The sequence below is a fragment of the Agarivorans sp. JK6 genome, from assembly GCF_045277145.1.
GTDB classification, from domain to species: Bacteria; Pseudomonadota; Gammaproteobacteria; order Enterobacterales; family Celerinatantimonadaceae; genus Agarivorans; species Agarivorans albus.
The window spans coordinates 160,929-181,184 of record NZ_CP113525.1; the positions used below are offsets into that span (position 1 = coordinate 160,929).

At 46.0% G+C, this 20,256-nt stretch carries 16 protein-coding genes; all 16 read left to right on the forward strand.

Features of this window, described 5'->3' with window-relative positions; genetic code table 11:
• The first annotated feature begins 15 nt into the window (after window positions 1-15).
• The 16 genes from tssM to OV592_RS00870 all read left to right on the forward strand — a co-directional run bounded on the left by tssM (window position 16) and on the right by OV592_RS00870 (window position 20,245).
• Window positions 16-3,555 (forward strand): type VI secretion system membrane subunit TssM, encoded by a 3,540-nt coding sequence (gene tssM, locus OV592_RS00795; RefSeq protein WP_406610072.1) that lies wholly within the window; start codon window positions 16-18, stop codon window positions 3,553-3,555.
• Window positions 3,537-4,223: a type VI secretion system-associated protein TagF gene (tagF, locus tag OV592_RS00800; protein ID WP_406610073.1), complete on the forward strand. Its 687-nt coding sequence runs from the start codon at window positions 3,537-3,539 to the stop codon at window positions 4,221-4,223. The genes tssM and tagF overlap by 19 nt, the downstream gene beginning before the upstream one ends.
• Window positions 4,217-5,041, forward strand: a complete 825-nt coding sequence (locus OV592_RS00805; protein ID WP_406610074.1) for a PP2C family protein-serine/threonine phosphatase — start codon at window positions 4,217-4,219, stop codon at window positions 5,039-5,041. The genes tagF and OV592_RS00805 overlap by 7 nt, the downstream gene beginning before the upstream one ends.
• Window positions 5,042-5,045: 4 nt before the next feature.
• Complete coding sequence (gene tssA / locus OV592_RS00810; protein ID WP_016399943.1) at window positions 5,046-6,155, forward strand: type VI secretion system protein TssA; 1,110 nt, start codon at window positions 5,046-5,048, stop codon at window positions 6,153-6,155.
• Window positions 6,156-6,202: 47 nt separating this feature from the next.
• Entirely contained in the window at window positions 6,203-6,718 is a 516-nt protein-coding gene (tssB, locus tag OV592_RS00815) for a type VI secretion system contractile sheath small subunit (RefSeq protein WP_016399942.1), read from the forward strand.
• Entirely contained in the window at window positions 6,715-8,208 is a 1,494-nt protein-coding gene (gene tssC / locus OV592_RS00820) for a type VI secretion system contractile sheath large subunit (protein WP_016399941.1), read from the forward strand. The genes tssB and tssC (OV592_RS00820) overlap by 4 nt, the downstream gene beginning before the upstream one ends.
• Window positions 8,209-8,242: 34 nt before the next feature.
• The gene (gene tssC, locus OV592_RS00825) at window positions 8,243-9,799 is read left to right on the forward strand and encodes a type VI secretion system contractile sheath large subunit (protein WP_152783829.1); all 1,557 of its coding nucleotides are present in this window, start codon (window positions 8,243-8,245) and stop codon (window positions 9,797-9,799) included.
• Between the two features lie 4 nt (window positions 9,800-9,803).
• Window positions 9,804-10,613 (forward strand): type VI secretion system accessory protein TagJ, encoded by an 810-nt coding sequence (locus OV592_RS00830; protein WP_338623155.1) that lies wholly within the window; start codon window positions 9,804-9,806, stop codon window positions 10,611-10,613.
• Window positions 10,613-11,092 (forward strand): type VI secretion system baseplate subunit TssE, encoded by a 480-nt coding sequence (gene tssE / locus OV592_RS00835; RefSeq protein WP_016399938.1) that lies wholly within the window; start codon window positions 10,613-10,615, stop codon window positions 11,090-11,092. The genes OV592_RS00830 and tssE overlap by 1 nt, the downstream gene beginning before the upstream one ends.
• Before the next feature lie 3 nt (window positions 11,093-11,095).
• Window positions 11,096-12,925 (forward strand): type VI secretion system baseplate subunit TssF, encoded by a 1,830-nt coding sequence (gene tssF, locus OV592_RS00840; RefSeq protein WP_406610075.1) that lies wholly within the window; start codon window positions 11,096-11,098, stop codon window positions 12,923-12,925.
• Window positions 12,922-13,899, forward strand: a complete 978-nt coding sequence (gene tssG, locus OV592_RS00845; RefSeq protein WP_016399936.1) for a type VI secretion system baseplate subunit TssG — start codon at window positions 12,922-12,924, stop codon at window positions 13,897-13,899. Before tssF ends, tssG begins: the two co-directional genes overlap by 4 nt.
• A 33-nt stretch (window positions 13,900-13,932) precedes the next feature.
• A complete protein-coding gene (gene tssH / locus OV592_RS00850) occupies window positions 13,933-16,518 on the forward strand; it encodes a type VI secretion system ATPase TssH (protein WP_406610076.1) in 2,586 nt (861 codons plus the stop codon).
• Window positions 16,519-16,714: 196 nt separating this feature from the next.
• A complete protein-coding gene (locus tag OV592_RS00855; RefSeq protein ID WP_016399934.1) occupies window positions 16,715-17,194 on the forward strand; it encodes a type VI secretion system tube protein Hcp in 480 nt (159 codons plus the stop codon).
• 65 nt (window positions 17,195-17,259) lie between these two features.
• Window positions 17,260-19,074 carry a type VI secretion system Vgr family protein gene (locus OV592_RS00860; protein WP_406610077.1) on the forward strand — a complete coding sequence of 605 codons (1,815 nt, stop codon included), beginning with the start codon at window positions 17,260-17,262 and terminating at the stop codon, window positions 19,072-19,074.
• 8 nt (window positions 19,075-19,082) lie between these two features.
• Entirely contained in the window at window positions 19,083-19,370 is a 288-nt protein-coding gene (locus OV592_RS00865; protein ID WP_016399932.1) for a PAAR domain-containing protein, read from the forward strand.
• 2 nt (window positions 19,371-19,372) lie between these two features.
• On the forward strand, window positions 19,373-20,245 hold the full coding sequence (locus OV592_RS00870) for a hypothetical protein (RefSeq protein ID WP_406610078.1): 873 nt from the start codon (window positions 19,373-19,375) through the stop codon (window positions 20,243-20,245).
• Window positions 20,246-20,256 lie beyond the last annotated feature (11 nt).

Here is a 20,256-nt window from a genome sequence, read left to right on the forward strand (position 1 = left end):
TTAAAGGATTGAGAAATGTTTAACAGTTTGTTTTTTCAACGCTTAGTACAAATGCTTAAATCTAAATGGGCAATCACCTTGCTGGGTTTTTTGGCGCTGGCATTTTTGATCTGGTTTGGCGGACCATTGATTGCGATTGCAGGTGCCGAGCCTTTAGGTAGCGCCAGTGCTCGATGGTTCACCATCATTACGCTGGCATTAATCTGTATTATCTATCAGTTTTGGCAGCACGTTCGTAGCACTAAGCAAAATCAAGAAGCGGTGCAATCGTTACTAGATGGTCAAGATGAGCATGGCGATGACGAAGAAAGCCGTCGTGAGGTAGAAACCTTACGCGAGCGCGTGGTTACCGCTTTAGACGTACTTAAAAATTCAAGTTTGGCTAAGGGCCAAGGGGTATATCAGCTTCCTTGGTACATTATGATCGGCCCTCCTGGCACTGGCAAAACAACCGCGCTGCAAAACTCAGGTTTAGAGTTTCCACTAAAAGACAAGCTAGGTGATGACCCATTAGCTGGTGTTGGTGGTACCCGCCATTGTGATTGGTGGTTTACTAACAAAGCGGTACTTATTGATACCGCCGGCCGCTATACCACCCAAGACAGCAACAGCGCTAAAGACTCTCGAGCTTGGTTAGGTTTTTTAGGCCTACTTAAAAAATACCGTACTAAACGTCCGATTAACGGCGCAATTGTTACCGTTAGCTTGGCTAGCCTAATTCAACAAACTCGTACCGAACGCAACTTGCATGCGCGTGCGATTAAGCAACGTATTCAGGAGCTTAAGAACCAATTAGGTATGCAGTTCCCGGTTTATGTGGTGCTTACCAAAGCTGACTTGATTGCCGGCTTTAGTGAGTTTTTCGCCGACTTAAACGCTAACGAACGTGAGCAAATTTGGGGGATTACTTTCCCGCTTACTGCTGAGAATGCTGACACTGGCGTAGTGGGTTTATTTAATCGTGAATTCCACGGTCTTTTGAAACGCATTCAAACTCGCTTAAACGTTCGTTTACAGCAAGAGCGCGATATTGATAAGCGTACTTTAATGTACGAATTCCCTAAGCAAATGCATCTGTTGCAATCAAGCATTGATGATTTCTTAAAGGAAATATTCTCGCCAAATGCCTTTGAAGAAGCGCCGATGTTGCGCGGTTTGTATATTGCGAGTGCTACCCAAGAGGGTAAACCGATTGACCGGGTTATGGCCGAAACCTCAAACGGATTAGGTTTAGGGCAAGTACCGCTAAAACAGCAAGGTGGAGAAACTAAGGGCTACTTCATTAAGCGTTTGCTTGAAGACGTAATTTTCCCAGAAAAGTTTGTTGGTTCGGTGAATCGTCACCACCAAAAACATTCAATGTGGACACGACGCATTGTTGCTGGCGGCTGTGTGGTTAGCTTACTTACCTGTAGTTTGCTTTGGTACAACAGTTACAGTTGGAACAAACAATTGGTTGATACCAGCGAAGCAGCTGTGGATCAGTATAAGGCCATTGTTAAACCTGGTTTGTCTACCGATACCGACGTAATTACCTTGGTTCAGGCCCTGAACGCTTTACGCGATTTACCGGCTGGCTTTAGCCAGCAATTGGTGAATGAAGATGTTCATCGCATGGGGCTTTATCAGGGTGAAAAAATTGGCCAACCGGCACAAATGGCCTATCAACGAGCATTACAAGGTTTCTTTGCGACCTACTTAACTGAGTCGCTTACTCACGAGCTGGCCGAGAACGAAGAATACCTCGAGTACCTCTACGAAACGCTAAAAACCTATTTGATGATTTACGATGCCGAGCACCGTGAAATTGAACAAATATATAGCTGGTTTGAGATTTTTTACGAGCGCCGTTTACCGGGTGAAATTAACCAAGGCCTTCGCCAAGATTTAATGGCTCATACTCGCAACCTGTTTGCTGAAGGAATTAACCTTGTCCCGGTTAATGACAACGCGATTGCTCAGGCGCGTAGCGTGTTAACCCGTATGCCTTTGGCCGAACGTGCCTATCAACGTTTACGTATAGAGTTTTTGTCTAGCCACGTAGCCGACTTTAGATTGAGTGATGTATTTGGTCGCCAAGGTCGCCAAGTATTCATCCGCAATAGTGGTGAGCCGTTACATGAAGGCATTCCAGGCCTTTATACCTACAGTGGTTTCCACGGTTTGTTCCGCATTGAGAATAACCGCATTGTAAAACGCTTGATGGAAGACAGCTGGGTATACGGCGACAGCTTATCGATAGATGAAGCAACCCGTGATGAAGTAGTTAAAGCGGTGAGTGAGCGTTACTTCCGTGATTACGTTTTTGAGTGGGAGCAATTGCTGGCCGACGTGCAACTTCGCCCTTACGCTTCAGCGAAAGATGGCGCAGTGCTAGCTAAGAACTTAACTGGCTCTGAGCGACCTCTGCAAAGCTTTATTCTGGCGGTGCAAAAAGAGTTACGTCTCACCGAAGTGGCAATGAGTGATAACACAAAAATGGCCGGTGAAGTGGCTGGCAATGTTGCTGACGTTGCATTGAAAAATCAAAAAGCACGGATTAACCGCTTCTTACCAAACGATGTGTCGAAGGCAAAATTAGCCTTACCTGGCGCTGAAGTAGAGGCAGAATTTGAAGACTTCTTGAACATTAGCGAAGCCGATCTAGAAGGCATGCATGTCTCTTTACTGCAACTGCGTGACTATCTAGAAGTATTGTCTGAGTCAAACAACAAACGGGCTTACACCAGTTTGATGGATGACAACAGCCAAGCTGCGGTTACTAGTGCGTTACGTCGCTCTCGCAAAGATTTACCCGCGCCGTTTTCAACCATGCTAGGCGAGCTGTCTAGTCAAACCTCTTCGTTGGCTAAACGTGGTGCTCAGGTACATGTTAATGCTATTTGGAAAGACAGTGTTTACAAAGAATATCGCGCCGCGATTCGTGGAAAGTATCCCTTTGATAGCAAAGCGGCTGATGAAGTTCGCTTAAAAGACTTTGGTCGCTTCTTTGGTTATGGCGGCACAATGGATACCTTCTTTGAGCGTTACTTGAAGTCTTCGGTTGATACCAGCAAACGTAACTGGAAGTTAGAGCGTTCGGTAGGCATCGACCCAGGCTCACTAAAAGTGTTCCAACAAGCTCGCCGTATTCGCGACGTATTTTTTGAGCCTGGCTCGCAAACGCCGCGGGTGGAGTTTGGCCTTAAGCCGCTTTACTTAGATGGCCACATTAATAACTTCCGGGTTGAGTTGGGCGAACAAGAATTGGTGTATCGCCATGGTCCGCAGCGTACCTCTCACTTTATTTGGCCAACCGACTCTAGTCGTAGTACCCGTTTAGCCTTTGTGCCGCCTAAATCGGGTCACTCTATTTCAGAGACTTACCCAGGGCATTGGGGCTTGTTCCGCATGCTTGATGGTTTAGCTAAGCAGCGCCCTGACTCACGTAAAGATAACGTGTTGGATATTGAGTTCAAGGGTAACAAAGTGCAGTTGGAGTTGATTCCAACAACCGCTATGCACCCATTCTGGTCTAAAGACTTAGCGAGGTTCTCATGTCCGGTAACGCTGTAAACGGTTTTGGTTATTTTGGCAAAGTGCCAGCACGCGGCGACTTTATTCAAAGCCATTTACCGAATGATTTTGTTGCCAGCTGGAGTGAATGGTTGCAGGCCGTTATTGCGGTAAGCCGTGAGCAGCAAGGCGAGCATTGGTTAGATTGTTACCTAACCAGTCCTATTTGGCACTTTGCTCTCTCCGCTGGGGTATGTGGTGAGTCTGCCATTGCAGGCACCTTAATGCCGAGTGTTGATCAAGTTGGTCGACACTTTTACTTCACTATGGCCAAACCGATTAACCAAGTACCGGTTGATGTATGGCAGCAACGTGAGTGGAGCGAGCTAAGCGAAGAAAAAGTATTGAAGCTGCTGGATGATGATACCGACGTAGTTCGCTGGGCAGAAAGCGTGGCAGAACTGGATTGGTTAGATGGCATCAACGCCGCCAACCCGTTGCTTAACCATGCTAAGCAGAGCGAGCAATTAGTGTTGCAAAGTGAGCAGGCGATTAGTGCTGAACATTTACTGCATCAGCAATTACGTAAGCGTTTAGATCGTTACTGCATCTGGTGGACTAACGGCTCTGAGCTAGTTCCTGAGTGCAGTTTGGTGAGCGAAAGTTTGCCATTAGTGAGCCAATTTTCAGCCATGTTAGATGGTCAATGGGAGCAATGGGGATGGTAGGTAGTCCAACTCTGATGGATGGATTTTTTGTTAGTTTTGCGCAAACCCATCCTGGCAAGGTTCGCCCTTACAACGAAGATGCAGTGCTTGATTTACGTGAAGAAGGCGTATGGGTAGTAGCCGACGGCATGGGTGGACATGCAGCGGGTGATGTTGCTAGCCAAATGGTGATTGATAGTGTTAAGCAGTGTGTTGAGCAAACCCCAGCAGCCAGCTTAAGCATCGATTGTTTACGTAAGGCATTGTTGCAAGCTAACCAGCAAATCATCAATTTTTCTCAGCAACACTTGGATGGTAAGACCGCTGGCAGTACTGCAGTTTTACTGCATGTGCGCGATGGTTTTTATCATTGCTTGTGGGTGGGTGATAGCCGTATCTACCTGATGCGCCAAAATCATCTACAGCGTAAAACCCGCGATCATAGCCAAGTAATGGACATGGTGGAGCAGGGTTTAATCCCTGAGTCTGAAGCGGAAGATCATCCTCTTTCAAATGTTATTACTCGCGCCATTGGCGTAAGTGATGAGCTCACCGTTGACCAAAATTCTGGCCAGCTATTGCCTGGCGACCAGTTTTTACTGTGCTCAGACGGTTTAACTAAAGAGCTTAACGACACCGATTTAGCCATGTGCATGCAAGCAAATAGCGTCTCTGATATTGGCTTGGCTTTAATGCATTCAGCATTGGTAAAAGGCGCTAGCGATAACGTCAGCTGTGTACTGGTTAAGGTGAGCCAAAGTGATGCTGATAGCGAAGAAGAGCATTGTGATGACACCGTGCCGGTGTTTTTTAATCGTCGTAATTCGGTGAGAGGCTAAGCGAATGTTTCAAGAATTGTCTGATATTGATTTTGAAAAACTTGCACAGCCTGTGTCAGAAGACTTACCAACCGGCGAAGACCCACGTTTAGATGCATCGCCATTATCTACGTATTTTACCCTCAAAGATGTGCGTAATACGGCTCGCGCCGCGGAACGTAATGCTTTGGTGGATAACGAACCCTTACTTAGCTTTGCTAATGAGTGGGACCCGATTATCAATCAAGTACCTGAAGTACTGGTTGAAAGCTGTAAAGACTTAGAGTTAGCGGCTTGGTTAATCGAAGGTCTAGTGCGCCGCAAAGGCTTTAAAGGCTTACGCCAAGGCTTTGATATTGCGCGCACCTTAATTGAAAACCATTGGGAACATTTATATCCAAGCCCTGACGAAGATGGCCTGGTGACACGTGTTGCTCCTTTAGTTGGCCTAAACGGCTACGACGGCGAAGGCACTCTGTTGATGCCAATTGCCTGCGTGCCACTCACTGACCTAATCGAAGAGCAGCCATATTCGCTGTGGGAGTTTGAGCAAGCCAGTGAAGTTGAGCGCTTAGAAGAAACTAAGCGCAACCAGCGCCATGCTTCTGGCGCAGTAAAGCTTGAAGACATCACACTCACAGTAAAAGCCACCAGTACCGCGTTTTTCACTGAATTACTGCAAGACATTGAAGCGGCTTCTCAAGCCTATTTGCAGTTATCTGCAGCAATGGATGAAGCGGTGGGTGAGCCACAACCTAGTTCGCACATAGTTAAGCGTTTAACCGATTGCATGGAGGCTGTGCGTTACTTGGCTGCCGACAAACTTAGCGCGGTTGAGCTTGAAACGGTAACTGAAGAAACACTAACAGAATCTGATGAACAGTCCGGTGAGGCAGTGCCAGAAGGACCCAGTAATCAACTAAGAAATCGCGCAGACGCGATCCAACAACTCGGCAAGATTGCTGAGTTCTTTAAGCAAACCGAGCCTCACTCGCCAATGGCTTATGCCATTGAACAAGTGGTTCGTTGGAGTGGAATGAGCTTGCCAGATCTATTGCAAGAACTGATTTCTGACAACGATGCTCGGACCGGTTATTTCCGATTGACTGGTATTTCATCGGAATCACAGGACTAACGTGGTGCTTAGCGCTCTGCGTGTTAATCAAGAACAAGGAGATTGATATGGACAGTATCCACGGCAAGTTGTCTCGGGTACGCAAACCACGAGTTCACATCACTTATGATGTAGAAACTGAAGGGGCTGCAGTTAAAAAGGAACTACCTTTTGTAGTAGGTGTTATGGGCGATTTTGCGGGCGACAACACCGCAGCCTTAAAGCCACTAAAAGACCGTCGTTTTATCCAAATTGACCGTGATAACTTCGATGACGTACTTAAGCGCATGAATCCTAAACTGGAATTTAAAGTTGATAACAAGCTGGCTGATGACGATTCACAAATGTCAGTAGCGCTTGAGTTCAGCTCAATGAAAGATTTTGATCCAGCTGCGGTAGTTAACCAAGTTGAGCCATTACGTAAGTTAATGGACACCCGTAATAAACTACGTGACTTAATGACTAAGGTTGACCGCTCAGAAGATCTGGAAAACATCTTAGAAGAAGTGCTTAACAATACTGATTCTCTGCAGAAGCTAAAAGGTGAGCTTGAAAAAGAGCCTAGTGCGGAGGGGTCAGAATGAGCGTAGAAAGCCAAACTACTCTAGATCCAAGTGTTGAAGAAGCACAAGGTTCAATTTTAGAACAAGCGATTGGTGCCACTAAGCAAACAGATAGTTCTCGTTCAGAAGAATTATTACGTACGCTTACCGATGAAGCGTTAAAGGGAACAGTGAGTTGGAACAAAAACTTAACTGTAACTTTTAGAGAAGCGATTGCTGGTATTGATGAGCTAATTTCTAAGCAGCTTGCTGAAGTGATGCACCACGAAAGCTTCCAAAAGCTAGAAGGCTCTTGGCGTGGTCTTAACTACTTGGTGATGAACTCTGAAACCAGCCAAACACTTAAGATCCGTGTGCTTAGCATGAGCAAAAAAGAGCTGCACAAAGATTTAAGTAAAGCGGTTGAGTTTGACCAAAGCCAGATCTTCAAGAAAGTGTACGAATCTGAATTTGGTACGCCAGGCGGCGAACCTTATGGCGCGTTAGTGGGCGATTACGAATTTACCAATCACCCAGAAGACATTGAATCGCTAAGCTTAATGTCGAACGTTGCTGCCGCTGGTTTTGCGCCGTTCTTATCAGCTTCTTCGCCAGCCTTGTTTGGTTTTGATAACTGGACAGAACTTAGCAAGCCTCGTGATTTAGAAAAAGTATTTGAGTCTCTTGAATACACTAAATGGCGTTCATTCCGCGAAAGCGATGATTCACGCTTTGTAACCTTAGCGATGCCTCGTGTATTAGCGCGTTTACCTTACGGTGAAGCAACTACACCAATTGAAGAGTTCAACTACGAAGAATTCGAAGTTGACCAGCAAACCGGTATGGCACAAACCACCGAACACGACGAGTACTGTTGGATGAATGCTTCTTACGTACTGGGTGTACGTATGACTGAAGCCTTCGCTAAATATGGTTTCTGTACGGCAATTCGCGGTGCTGAAGGTGGCGGTAAAGTTGAAAACTTACCTTCTCACCTATTTGTATCTGACGACGGTGACCCGGACCTTAAGTGTCCTACCGAAATTGGTATTACCGACCGTCGCGAAGCAGAGCTTAGCAAGTTAGGTTTCTTACCGCTTTGTCACTACAAAAATACTGATTACGCGGTGTTCTTTGGTTCGCAGACTTGTCAAAAACCGAAGAAATACGATAACCCAGACGCAACAGCAAATGCGGCTATCTCATCTCGCCTACCTTACATGATGGCCACCTCTCGTTTTGCCCATTACCTAAAAGTAATGGCGCGCGACAAAATTGGTAGCTTTATGGAAGCCGAAGACGTTGAAAACTGGCTTAACCGCTGGATTCTTAATTACGTGAATGCTTCTGAGGGCGGCGGTCAAGAAATCCGAGCTAAATACCCATTGGCTGACGCCAAAGTTCAAGTAAAAGAGATTCCGGGCGCGCCTGGTTCGTACAACGCAGTTGCGTGGTTACGTCCTTGGTTACAAATGGAAGAACTGACTACTTCACTGCGCTTAGTCGCAAAAATCCCTGAAATCGGCGGATAACTAGATTGCGGGCCGCAAGGCCCGCCTTATTACTATGACCATGAGCCAAACTTTACCACCACTGAGTTTTGTGGATAGCCAAAGCCTGCATCAAGTTGAGTTAGATACTCAACATGTTGATGTGGATTGGTGTGCCCAGAGCCAAGTGGTGGATAAGTTTTTAGCGGCAGAAGATGCCTATTTAGCACTGCGAATTTGGTTAGAACGAGACAATCAACAGTATGACTCGGCCTGGACGGCGGAAACCCTAAGGCCGATTTTGCTGCGTGCCATTCGCGACATTGATGAGCGTTTAAATGACCAAGTGAACGCGATTATTCACCATCAACGGTTTCAGGACTTAGAAGCCAGTTGGCGCGGGGTGAAATACCTCACCGAGCATTCAGGTACTCAAGACCACAGCCTGGTTGCCAAGGTTAAGTTAATTAGCCTTAACTGGCGCGAGCTTTGCCGCGATGTATCTCGTGCCATCGAGTTTGATCAAAGTGAACTTTTCAAGCTTATTTATACCAATGAGTTCAACATGCCGGGCGGTGAACCCTTTGGCATGATTGTGGGTGACTACCAAATCTCGCACAAAGCCAAACGTGGCATGCCTACTAACGACATTGATGCGCTGCGGGCAATTAGCCATGCAGCCGCCGCCGCGTTTGCGCCTTTTGTTACTGGCGCTGCGCCATCAATGTTTGGTGTCGATTTCTTCAGTGAGCTGGCATCAGTTCGAGATATTAGTGCGCAGTTTTCGCAAGCTGAATACATCAATTGGCGCAAGCTGCGTAGCCAAGAAGACTCCCGCTTTTTAGGCATTACCGCGCCCAATATTTTAATGCGTGAGCCCTATCAGCAAGATGGCCGTCGCCAAGAAGGCTTTATGTTTGTTGAGCAAGTTAACGATGCCGAAGGTGACTACCTATGGGGCAACGCCGCATATGGTGTCGCTGCCGTGGCCTTACGTGCTTTTAAAGAATCTGGCTGGTTTAGCCAAATTCGTGGCTTGCAGCCAGGCCAATACAAGCACGGTTTGGTATTCGATTTACCCAGCTCTCGCTTTAAGTTTTCGCGCCATATGCGCTCGGCTAAACCCTCGGTGAATTTGCAAGTTGGCGACCGTCTAGAGAAGCAATTGTCTGACAGCGGTTTTATTCCTGTGTCTACAGTTCCGCATACAGAACACCTAGTTTTGTATAGCAATGCCTCCGTCAACTTACCGAAAAACTACGACAGTTTATCGGTAGCGGTAAATGCGCGCTTATCGTCGATGTTGCAATACGTATTGTGTGTTTCTCGCTTTGCTCACTACTTAAAAGTGATGGGGCGGGATCGAGTCGGTTCATTTGATAACGCTAACTTGATTGAGCGTGACCTGCAAAGCTGGTTGCATGCTTACACCACCGCCTCTGATGAAGCCTCCGACGAGATTCGAGCGCGTTACCCGCTAAACGAAGCCAAGATTCAAGTTAAAGAACAAGCCGGTAAGCCCGGCCATTATTACTCCATTATCCATTTGCGTCCGCATTTTCAGCTCGACCAAATGATCTCCAGTATTCGCCTGATAACTGAGTTATCTCCAAGCTATAACCAAGCAGGATAAACAGATGCAACAACAAATAAAGCAGTTGATTCAACAAGGACAATTAAGTGAAGCAATCGCGCAAACCATTGCTCACCTAAAAGTGATGCCTAAGGACTTAGATACACGCAGCAGTTTTATTGAATTGTTATGTATTGATGGCCAGCTAGAGCGTGCTGATCAGCAGTTGGACTTGTTGGTTAAGCAGCATCCACAGTGTGTTCCAGGTGCCTTAAACATGCGCCAACTAGTGCATGCCGCGCAATCGCGGGTAGATTTTGCTGCTGGTGGAGATACCGCAAGTTTGGTGACGGGCGCGTCGCAAACTTTAGCGCCTTTGGTGGAAGTGCGCTTGGCACAGTTAAGTGATAACAAAAGCGAGTTTGAACAAGCTGCTCAGCAACTAGAAAGCTTACGCCAATCAGCTGAAGTAGAGATTAACGGTAAAAACTGTAACGAGCTGCGTGATTTAGATGACAGCTTAGCGGGTTACCTAGAAGTATTTGGCTCTAATGGTTTGTATTACTTTGTGCCGTTCTCTGACATCACTTGGTTAAAGCTACTGCCCGAAACCACCTTGTTTGAGCACATTTGGCGCCGCGCCGAGTTAGACATTAAAGATGGCCCTTCCGGCGAAGTGTTCTTACCAATGACCTATGTAAACAGCCAAAGCGATGCAGAAAAGCTAGGCAGAGAAACCGATTGGCAAGCCATTTTAGGCTCTGAGTTTTACCAAGGGCGAGGGCAAAAAATGTGGTTAGTAAATGATGACGCATTAGCTGTTTCTCAGTTGGAATCGTTCTCCGTAGAAACAGCCACCGAGGCTGCTGAGTAATGAGCACTGTTCAACCCGCTTTGCAGCTTTCACTACTCGACAGGTTAAGTAATAACTTGGATGAGAATGCTGCAAGCAGTGATATCTATTCAAGCTACGGGCGACAAGCTTATCGGCGCAGTATTCGCCGTGATCTAGAGGCTTTGCTTAACGCCAAGTTGCATTGGCATACCTGGCCTGAATGGTACAGCGAGTTGGACAAATCACTATTTAGTTATGGTTTGCCAGACTTCTCATCTATGCCTCTGAGCAGCCAAGATGGCCGCGAGATGTTGTGCCAAATTGTTGAGCAAACCATTCGCAAATTTGAGCCTCGTTTTATTGATTTATCGGTGACAACCGTAAGTGAAGAGCAACCGCTTGATCGGGTATTGCGCTTGCGTATTCATGCTCTTTGTCATGCCGATCCTGAGCCAGAGGAAATGACCTTTGATTCTGAAGTTGAACCGGTATGCCTTGGCATAAAAATAGTTGAGTAGAGCATGAGTGACGAGCTGTTAAAGTACTACAACCGCGAACTAGCTTACTTACGCCACATGGGCGCCGAGTTTGCCGAGCGTTATCCCAAGGTGGCCGGCCGTTTGCGCATGAGCGAAGAAAATGTGGAAGACCCACATGTTTCTCGTTTACTCGAAGGAGTGTCGTTACTTACGGCACAGGTAAGACAAAAGCTTGATGACAGTTTTCCAGAGTTAACCGAAGCCTTGTTAGGGCAATTATATCCCGATTACCACGCGCCAATTCCGTCGATGTCGGTAATCAAAATGAGCACGCAAAATGTTACTGACTATAGCTTGATGATCCCCAAAGGCACCGAGTTAGAAACTCAAGTGCCGGGTTACAAAAGTTGTCGTTTTAATACTTGCTACGACACCGAAATGTGGCCAGTAGAAGTTACTCAAGCGAGCTTTGAAGGCGCGCCTTTTAAAGCGCCACGTCCTAACTTTCAAAAGAATGCTGCAGCGGTGATAAAGCTGCGTTTAAGCTGCGAATTTGATGATGTGGCCTTTAGTGATGTGGGTGTGCAAAAAATGCGTTTCTACATTCACGGGCAACCGCAGCTTAGTTACAAGCTTTATCAACTTATTTTCCAATCGAGTGTGGGATTGGCGTTTGCCTCTCCGGGCAGTTTACAAGCTAATCACTACTTGCAGGCCCGCCATATTAGTGCGGTGGGTTTTGCCGATGATGAAAAAGTGGTGCCTTATGATCAGCGAACTTTTAATGGCTATCGCTTGCTGGTTGAGCACTTTCTTTGCCCTGAAAAGTTCATGTTTTTTGAGCTACAAGATTTAGATCCTAGTTGGTTTGGTGACCAGCATGAGGTGGATTTATACATTTATCTTGATAGCGATTCAGACATACTGGCGAAGCAACTTACCGCCGATAATATTTTGCTGGGTTGTGTGCCAGTGATAAACCTATTTGAAGATGAGCTGGAGCCTTTACGTTTAGACCCCGCTCGTTTCGAACACCGCTTAGTGCCTCGTTATCGAGATGCAGATATCTCCGAATTAGTGCGAGTAACCGAAGTAGAAGCCTTCGATCAACACGACAACAGTGTTGATGTAACGCCGTTTTACGGTAGCCAGTTACCGCATTACCCTCAAGCGGGGAATTTGTTCTGGACGCTACGCCGTGAATTAAATAAATGGGCTGGTGGACACGACGAACCCGGTGTTGAAAGCTACTTAGCAGTGGTTGATGGTGACGCTAAAGCCTTAGATATCGAGCAACATGAACAATGGTTGGTATCAGCTAAAGCATTATGCAGTAACCGAAATTTGCCAGCGCGCTTGCCTTTTGGTGGTGGACAGCCATCGATAGTGGTGCCGAGCCGTGCCGATTCGCTTAAGAATGTCCGTTGCTTATTGCCCTTTAGCGAGCCTATTCGCCCCGCTATGTTTGATGCTTCCCGTTGGCAGTTGGCTAGTCATCTAACCCTTAATCACTTTGCCCAGCCTAATGCGGTTAAGTTACTCCAAGAGCTATTACAGCTTTACGATTTTAAGCAATCACCACAAACCAAAGTATTGATTGAAGCTATCGCTAAGGTAAACATCGAGCGGGCGACAGCTCGGGTTGTGCAAAATGGCCGAGTGGGTTTTTGCCACGGTTCAGACATTATTTTGGAGTTTGTTAATCAAGAACTCTCCGGTATTAACTTGTTCTTTTTTGGCAACGTATTGGCGCACTTTTTCGCTCAGTACACCACCATAAACAGCTTCACTCGTTTATCGATTAAACACTTGGGTGCCAGCAATGTATTACACCGTTGGCCCGCCATGGCTGGTGACAAGGAGCTGATATGAAGCTGTTTGACACCTTAAATAGTGGCAGCGAGCAAGACTTCCACCACAGCGTGGTTGCTATTCAAGCTGGCCGAGGTGCACAGCACAACGGTGTGGGCTCTGATACTTTACCCAAGAATGAGGCCTTACGTTTTAAAGTGCCGCAAAACTTAGGTTTTCCGGGTAAGGCTTTGGAGCGGGTAGAAGCGCCTGTTTCTGAAAATCAGCCTTATTCAGTGTTTGTTAACTTTTTTGGTTTAACTGGTCCAAGTGGTGTGATGCCCCGTCACTACAGTGAATGGGTAATGGATCGTTGCAAACAGAAAGACGAGTCGATGCGAGACTTTCTGGATATTTTCCACCATCGCCTGATCTCTTTATATCACCGCGCTTGGGAAAAGTATCAGTTCCCACTGCAGTATCAGCGTCAGCAACAAACCAACAAGAAAGACCCTATTTCTAGTGCCTTGCACTCTTTATCTGGTACTTCAAATCATACCCAACAATACCTAGGTGGTTTGTTTGCTCAGTCTATTCGTAGTGCTCAAGGTTTAAAGCAAATTGTAGAGCTTATTTCTGGCTGCAAGGTAGTGATTAATGAGCATTTAGGGCAATGGCTATCGCTAAGTGATGAAGAGCAAACCAGCTTAGCGAGCCGGGTTAATCCAGAAGGGCAACATGCGCAACTAGGACGCAGTGCCACCATTGGCAGCAAGGTTTGGGATGTAGGTTCTGCTTTAGAAATTGAAATTCATGCAGCCAATGCACAAGGGGCTCAGCAACTTTTGCCGGGCAGTAAAACACTTTCATTATTACAAGAAACCGTCGCCGAATACTTGCCCGCGCACGTGCGTCCTCGTTGGAGCCTAATGGCCCGTTATCGAGATATGCCTAGTTCGCGTTTAGGTAAAACCGGTTTGGGCTTAGGCCAAGGTAGCGCGCTAACCATTAACAGTAAGCGAATGGACGAACAAACCAAAATCCCCATCGCGTAGTAGATTTTGTTTAAAGGATTATAGGAAATACAGATGTCGACAATGACTTTAAAATCAATGGTTGAGAAGCTATCGCCCACAGCCAAGCAGAGCCTAGAAGCGGCCGCTGCGCTGTCTAATAGCCGCAGTCATTTTAGTGTGGAAATCCAGCATTGGTTATTAGCGATGTGCGAAGGCCAAACCGAAGAACTTATGTTGGTGGCCGAGCATTTTGCGGTAGATATTGATGCATTAACTGCCGATCTAAATCGCAATCTAGAGCGGGCTAAAACCGGTAATCAGCAAACTCCTGGTTTATCGCCGCAAATTGTCAGCTTATTGAGCGCCGCTTGGATGGCTGCCACTATTGAATACAACGCAGACAATATCGCGCCTATCCACATTATTCATGCCTTGCTAAACGACGATACCCTTAGCTTTAGCACCATGCATTTCTTGAAGCAGTTAGAAAACATCGACCCAGCTCAGTTGGCGCATGTATGGCCGACGCTTAATCAAAATGCCGAAGCTGCAACTGCAAGCCAAGTTAAAGGCTCGGGCAAAACACCAAGTTTAGATCAGTTTACTATCGACCTTACCGAGCAAGCACGCTCTGGCAAGCTTGACCCAATACTTGGTCGCGACGAAGAAATTCGCCAGATGATCGACATTTTAACCCGTCGTCGCCAAAACAACCCGATACTTACTGGCGAAGCTGGTGTAGGTAAAACTGCAGTGGTTGAAGGTTTAGCGCAGCGTATTGCTGATAATGATGTACCCGAATCACTACAAAACGTAAAGATTCATGTTTTAGATTTAGCCTTGCTACAAGCTGGTGCGGGCATGAAAGGCGAGTTCGAAAATCGTCTTAAGTCGGTAATCAGTGAAGTGAAGAACTCGGCTACACCTATTATTGTGTTTATCGACGAAGCGCATACCTTAATTGGTAGCGGTGGCCAAGCTGGCCAAAATGATGCCGCCAACCTGCTTAAACCCGCGCTGGCGCGCGGTGAACTGCGCACTATTGCGGCAACTACTTGGGCCGAATACAAAAAGTACTTTGAGAAAGATGCAGCGTTAACGCGTCGTTTCCAAGTGGTTAAAGTAGAAGAGCCAAGCGAAGAAAAAGCCATTGTGATGTTACGTGGCCTACTACCTGTGATGGAAAAGCACCATCGCGTATCAATTAGCGACCAAGCCTTGCAAGCCGCAGTGCGTTTATCTAACCGCTACATTAATGCTCGCCAGTTACCTGACAAAGCCGTTGCTTTGCTTGATACCGCCTGTGCCCGCGTGGCGATGAGCCAAGCCGCTACACCTAGCCAAGTAGAGCGTTTACAACGTAAGCAACAACAGTTGGTTGCGCAAATTGAGCAATTGGAACGCGAGCAACTTACGGGTTCTGAACATCAAGAATTGTTACAGCAACTCAACGCAGAATTGGCAGATACCCAAAGTGCTTTTGAACAAGCAGAAGCTACTTGGCGAGACGAGCAAGGTATGGTGCTTCAAGCTAAGCAACATGCCGATAGCATTCTCAATACCGAGGAAGAAACCGAAGAAAATGCCCGAGATCAGCTGGTAGAAATTAAAGCGAGCTTGGCAGAAGTTGCTCAACCAATGGTGTTTTTAGAAGTAGACGAAGTGCTAGTCGCCGAAGTTATTGCCGATTGGACTGGTATACCACTAGGTCGCATGCAATCAGACGAAGTGGAAACCATTTTAAGTTTGCCGCAAAAAATGGGCGAGCGAATTGTTGGCCAAGACCATGCACTAGAACTCATTAGTAAAGTGGTGCAAACAGCGCGTGCTCAGCTAAGTGATGAGCGCAAGCCAAACGGTGTGTTTTTGCTAACTGGGCCAAGTGGTACTGGTAAAACAGAAACAGCGTTAACCCTAGCCGAGCAAGTATACGGCAGCGAAGATAACTTAACGGTTATCAATATGTCGGAATTCAAAGAGGAGCATAAGGTTTCTCTGTTAGTGGGTTCACCTCCTGGTTACGTTGGTTATGGTGAGGGTGGCGTTCTAACTGAAGCCGTGCGCCGTAAACCATACAGTGTAGTACTGCTAGACGAAATGGAAAAAGCCCATCCGGGCGTGCAAGACATTTTTTACCAAGTGTTCGATAAAGGCACCATTAAAGATGGCGAAGGTCGAGACATCGACTTTAAAAATACCATCATCATCATGACTTCTAACGTGGGTACCGAAACTACCACCGGCTTATTTGAAGATGAAGAAACAGCTCCTGATATTGAAGGGCTAAAACACGCTCTAAGTGATGATTTGCTCGCAGTATTTAAGCCGGCCTTTATTGGTCGCCTAAATCTCATCCCATTTGTGCCACTTAACCGCGACACGCTAAATCAAATTGTGCGTTTACAGCTAGGTAGAGTTGAGCAGCGATTTGCTCGAAATTACCAAGCAGAATTGAGTTTTTCTGAAGCGGTCATCGAACACCTAAACAGCCAGTCTCAAAATGCTGATGTTGGCGCAAGGGCAATTCAAAATAATATTCAAAATGAATTGTTGCCTGTGATCTCTAATAAGGTATTAGAAGCCATATCTCAACGCCTTAATATAGAGAAAATTAGCGTAGATTTAGTTGAAGATACTTATTGTGTCGAAATGTTGTAATTAGTGTTTTCACTATTGATCAAAATATTTATAATGTACCACTTAATTGGGTTGTGATTGTTATTCAGTTTTTGATGTTTTTGACATTTATTAAATTGTTTTACGGTTTCGACTAATAAAATTGCGCGTGTTAAAACGCTGCATTAAAACATACCCATTAGGGTTATTTTTACTTAATTAGCTAAAGGAAATTAGCATGCAAGCGAATACTTATTTGAAGTACGGCGATATCAAGGGTGAAGCGACAGCTGAACAGTACAAAGACTTAATTACTCTTTTGTCTGTAGATTGGTCAGTAGCACGTGAAATCTCTTCTCACACTGGTACTGCTCAAGATCGTGAAGCGAGTGCAACGCGTTTATGTGACATCAACATCACTAAAATGCAAGATAAAGCTTCTCCAGATCTTTTCAAAGAAGCCACTATTGGTAAGGGTAAGCCAGCGGTTTTCCACATTACTAAACAAGGTGAGAAAATCGAAGAAATCATGAAAATTGAACTGACTGACGCAATGATTTCTAGCTACTCAGTATCAATTCAAGATGACCGCCCAGTTGAAAACATCACTATTTCTTACACAGAAATGATGATGACTGTTACACCTACCGATGACCAAAACAATGTTCAAGCTCCGCTTGTTTACGGTTACAGCGGTGTTAAAGGCCAACAAATGTAATTGGCTTTCTGCGGGGTAGTTAATCTATCCCGCTTATTTTTTTAACTAGCGTGAACATGAAGCATATGGAAAAGGCAAGTCAAAGTAAGAATATCATTCAAATAGAAACGCCATTGGGTAAAGATGTATTACATCTTACTCAGTTTGATATTCAGGAAGGTATATCTTCACCTTTCTCTATTAATGTTTCTTGTTATACAAATGGACAGATAATATCTGAGTCCGACGTTATTGGAAAACCGGTTACCATTAATTTAGATTATCTAAAAGGTAAAGCCAGTGTTACCCGTTTTTTTAATGGCGTTGTTGTCAGTATTACTTCTCTAGGTAGTCGTGTTCCTAGTGAAGCAGAAGGCGAAAAATACCAAGATTACCAACTACAGATCGTGTCGAATTTACACTTTCTTAAGCAGCGTAGTAATTGCCGAATTTTTCAAAGCTTAAGCGCTGACGAAATCGTAAAAAAGATTTTTGCAGAACACGGCGTGCAAGTAAAAAGTGAACTTAAGGGCAGTTACCCAACTTTGGGTTACAAAGTTCAATATAACGAAAGTGATTTTGCCTTTGTGCATCGTTTGCTTGAAGAAGCAGGCATCTTTTACATTATTGAACACAGCAAGGCCAAGCACAGTGTTGTATTGGCTGATGCTTTGAGTGCCTACCGCGAAGCAGAAGAAAGCAAAGTAGCCTTTACCACCGGCTCATTGTCAGAATCTCACGTGTTCTCTTGGAGTGGTAACCTAAACATCACTCCGGGTATTGCGAGTAAAGGCGGTTACGACTTTATAAAACCAAGCGCCAAACCAAAGGGTGAACAGCAAAATACGGCGTTAACCAAACAACAGCAAAATGGCGAAGTGTTTGAGTATTATGCCGGTTCCGAATTTAACCCTGCTTTGCAAAATGCTGCTAACGTAGCTTTAGAAGCAATGCAGCGAGATGCCTTAGTGTGCCGAGGTGGCAGTACTTGCGCTACTTTTAGCGCTGGTCAGTACTTTGGTTTTAAATCACATGAAGATCCCGCTCAGGTAGGGAAAAGCTACTTAATTACTCAACTTAGTTTGAGTGTTGCCATTACCAGCCAAACTGGCGCAGCTAAAAACAGCGGCCAAGTGCTACACAATCAGTTCTCTTGCATCCCGGCTGACGTATTGTTCAGACCATCCCAAACCACGGCTCGGCCGGTGATTCATGGCGCCCAAACAGCCTTGGTGACGGGTGATCCGGGTGAAGAGATCCATGTAGATAAATATGGCCGTATTAAGGTGCTATTCCACTGGGATCGCGAAGGCAAAAGCGACAGTAACAGCTCGTGTTGGATTCGGGTTTCGCAAAACTGGGCAGGTAGCCGTTACGGCGCATTCTTCTTGCCAAGAGTGGGCCAAGAAGTATTGGTTAGCTTTTTAGAAGGCGACCCCGACCAACCGGTGATTACAGGCGCGCTATACAATGGCGACCAGATGCCACCTTATGGCTTACCCAGTAAGAAATCGCAGTCTGGAATAAAGACACGTTCAACCAAAGGCGGTGGCGAGAGCAATTTTAACGAAATTCGTTTTGATGACGATGCCGGTAAAGAGCTGCTTTACATGCAGGCAGAGAAAGATCTGCAAACCGAAATCAAACAAAACCAAACTGAAAAAATTGGTAAAGACCTCAGCATTGATGTTGCCGAAAACCAGTCTGAGAAAGTAGGTAAGAACCTAGTAATAGATGTTGGCAAAAATATCGATTTAGTGGCTGGCAGCAAAATTACCATTAAAGCGGGTGGCGCTTCTATCACCCTTTCAAGTGGCGGCAATATTGATATCAAAGGTACCTCGGTATCGATTAACGGCACCTCTATCGCGCTTAAAGCGCCAGCTATTTCACTGAACTAAGGGACATAATGGGTAAGCCAGTAGCAATGCTTGGGTCATTTCATGTATGTCCTAAAGTGCAAAACAAAGTACCGCATGTTGGTGGCCCGGTGGTTGGCGGCAACGGTACGGTAACCGCCGGCGGAATGCCGGTTGCCTGCGTGGGCGATAAGTTGGTGTGTATTGGACCGCCAGATACGATTAAGTCGGGTTCCTCTTCGGTTACGGTTGGTGGTAAAGCAGTAGCGCGATTAGGCGATTCAACCGCCCATGGTGGCAAAATTGTAGTAGGTAACCCTACGGTGTTAATAGGCTAGGCATGAACTTGCAGCTAGACATTGAGGCCCTGCAGCTTGGTGAATACAGCGATTCAAACGCTATTTTTGGTTTAAGCGATGATGAGATTGCTGCAACCGTAAGCATTAAGGGCGAGCAGGCATTACGTCACTACAGCTTTCATGAAGCAGATCGAGCCAAGCTAGCCAAGCTGAAAGTCGATGCTGATGCGGTATTTGTATTGCTGCCTGAAGCGCCTCTAGAGCAGGCAAAAAGCCAAGTTTATCAAGATACTTTGGCATTGGTGCCTCAGTTAGCGCACATCAAAAAAGTGTATTTGTTTCCCTATGGTCGCTGCGCCATGCAATTAGCGCTGCGCCAAGCGCTTAAGTTATTTAATCAGCAGTTGGCGGGCTCAATTCAAGTGCTGGCTTATCATCAAGATGAGCGTTTAGCTGCAACGCAAGCTCTTGAGCAAACCGCTAGCATTGCTAGTGAGTGTTTCATCGCTGCTCGGCTACAGCCGGCTAAGCGTGGTTTTGCTGTGCCTTGGGCCAGCTATGAGGTGCAAACCTCAGATAAAAGCATTGCTGCAACAGTGGCGGCGTTAATCCAACGTTATCGTGGCCAGTGCGGGCAAGAGCTAACTCAGTGCTATATGCCAAGTGCCTTAAGCAGTGAGTTAATGGATGGCTGGTTAGCGGCTTTTCAATGTTTTGAGAATAGCGTTGGTTCGCGCAGCCAAGTGATATTTGCTGACGCCAGAGTCGGGGACTTAGCGGCCTGCACTGGCTTGTTTAATTTGTGTCATTTATTTACTCACTATCAGCAGCAAAAACATGCTGGTTTGAGTTTTCAATTGGATATTTCTGATCAGACTTACCGCAGTGCAATGATGCTAGCGTGGGTCGCCTAGTGGTGTAAAAC

Excerpts from the sequence above, each read along its gene's own strand:
- OV592_RS00830 (WP_338623155.1), top strand. The coding sequence starts at position 9,804 with ATGCAACAACAAATAAAGCAGTTGATTCAACAAGGACAATTAAGTGAA.
- OV592_RS00865 (WP_016399932.1), top strand. The coding sequence starts at position 19,083 with ATGGGTAAGCCAGTAGCAATGCTTGGGTCATTTCATGTATGTCCTAAA.
- tssM (WP_406610072.1), top strand. The coding sequence starts at position 16 with ATGTTTAACAGTTTGTTTTTTCAACGCTTAGTACAAATGCTTAAATCT.
- OV592_RS00855 (WP_016399934.1), top strand. The coding sequence starts at position 16,715 with ATGCAAGCGAATACTTATTTGAAGTACGGCGATATCAAGGGTGAAGCG.
- OV592_RS00870 (WP_406610078.1), top strand. The coding sequence starts at position 19,373 with ATGAACTTGCAGCTAGACATTGAGGCCCTGCAGCTTGGTGAATACAGC.
- tssA (WP_016399943.1), top strand. The coding sequence starts at position 5,046 with ATGTTTCAAGAATTGTCTGATATTGATTTTGAAAAACTTGCACAGCCT.
- tssG (WP_016399936.1), top strand. The coding sequence starts at position 12,922 with ATGAAGCTGTTTGACACCTTAAATAGTGGCAGCGAGCAAGACTTCCAC.
- tssE (WP_016399938.1), top strand. The coding sequence starts at position 10,613 with ATGAGCACTGTTCAACCCGCTTTGCAGCTTTCACTACTCGACAGGTTA.
- tssF (WP_406610075.1), top strand. The coding sequence starts at position 11,096 with ATGAGTGACGAGCTGTTAAAGTACTACAACCGCGAACTAGCTTACTTA.
- tagF (WP_406610073.1), top strand. The coding sequence starts at position 3,537 with ATGTCCGGTAACGCTGTAAACGGTTTTGGTTATTTTGGCAAAGTGCCA.
- OV592_RS00805 (WP_406610074.1), top strand. The coding sequence starts at position 4,217 with ATGGTAGGTAGTCCAACTCTGATGGATGGATTTTTTGTTAGTTTTGCG.
- tssH (WP_406610076.1), top strand. The coding sequence starts at position 13,933 with ATGTCGACAATGACTTTAAAATCAATGGTTGAGAAGCTATCGCCCACA.
- tssC (WP_152783829.1), top strand. The coding sequence starts at position 8,243 with ATGACCATGAGCCAAACTTTACCACCACTGAGTTTTGTGGATAGCCAA.
- OV592_RS00860 (WP_406610077.1), top strand. The coding sequence starts at position 17,260 with ATGGAAAAGGCAAGTCAAAGTAAGAATATCATTCAAATAGAAACGCCA.
- tssC (WP_016399941.1), top strand. The coding sequence starts at position 6,715 with ATGAGCGTAGAAAGCCAAACTACTCTAGATCCAAGTGTTGAAGAAGCA.
- tssB (WP_016399942.1), top strand. The coding sequence starts at position 6,203 with ATGGACAGTATCCACGGCAAGTTGTCTCGGGTACGCAAACCACGAGTT.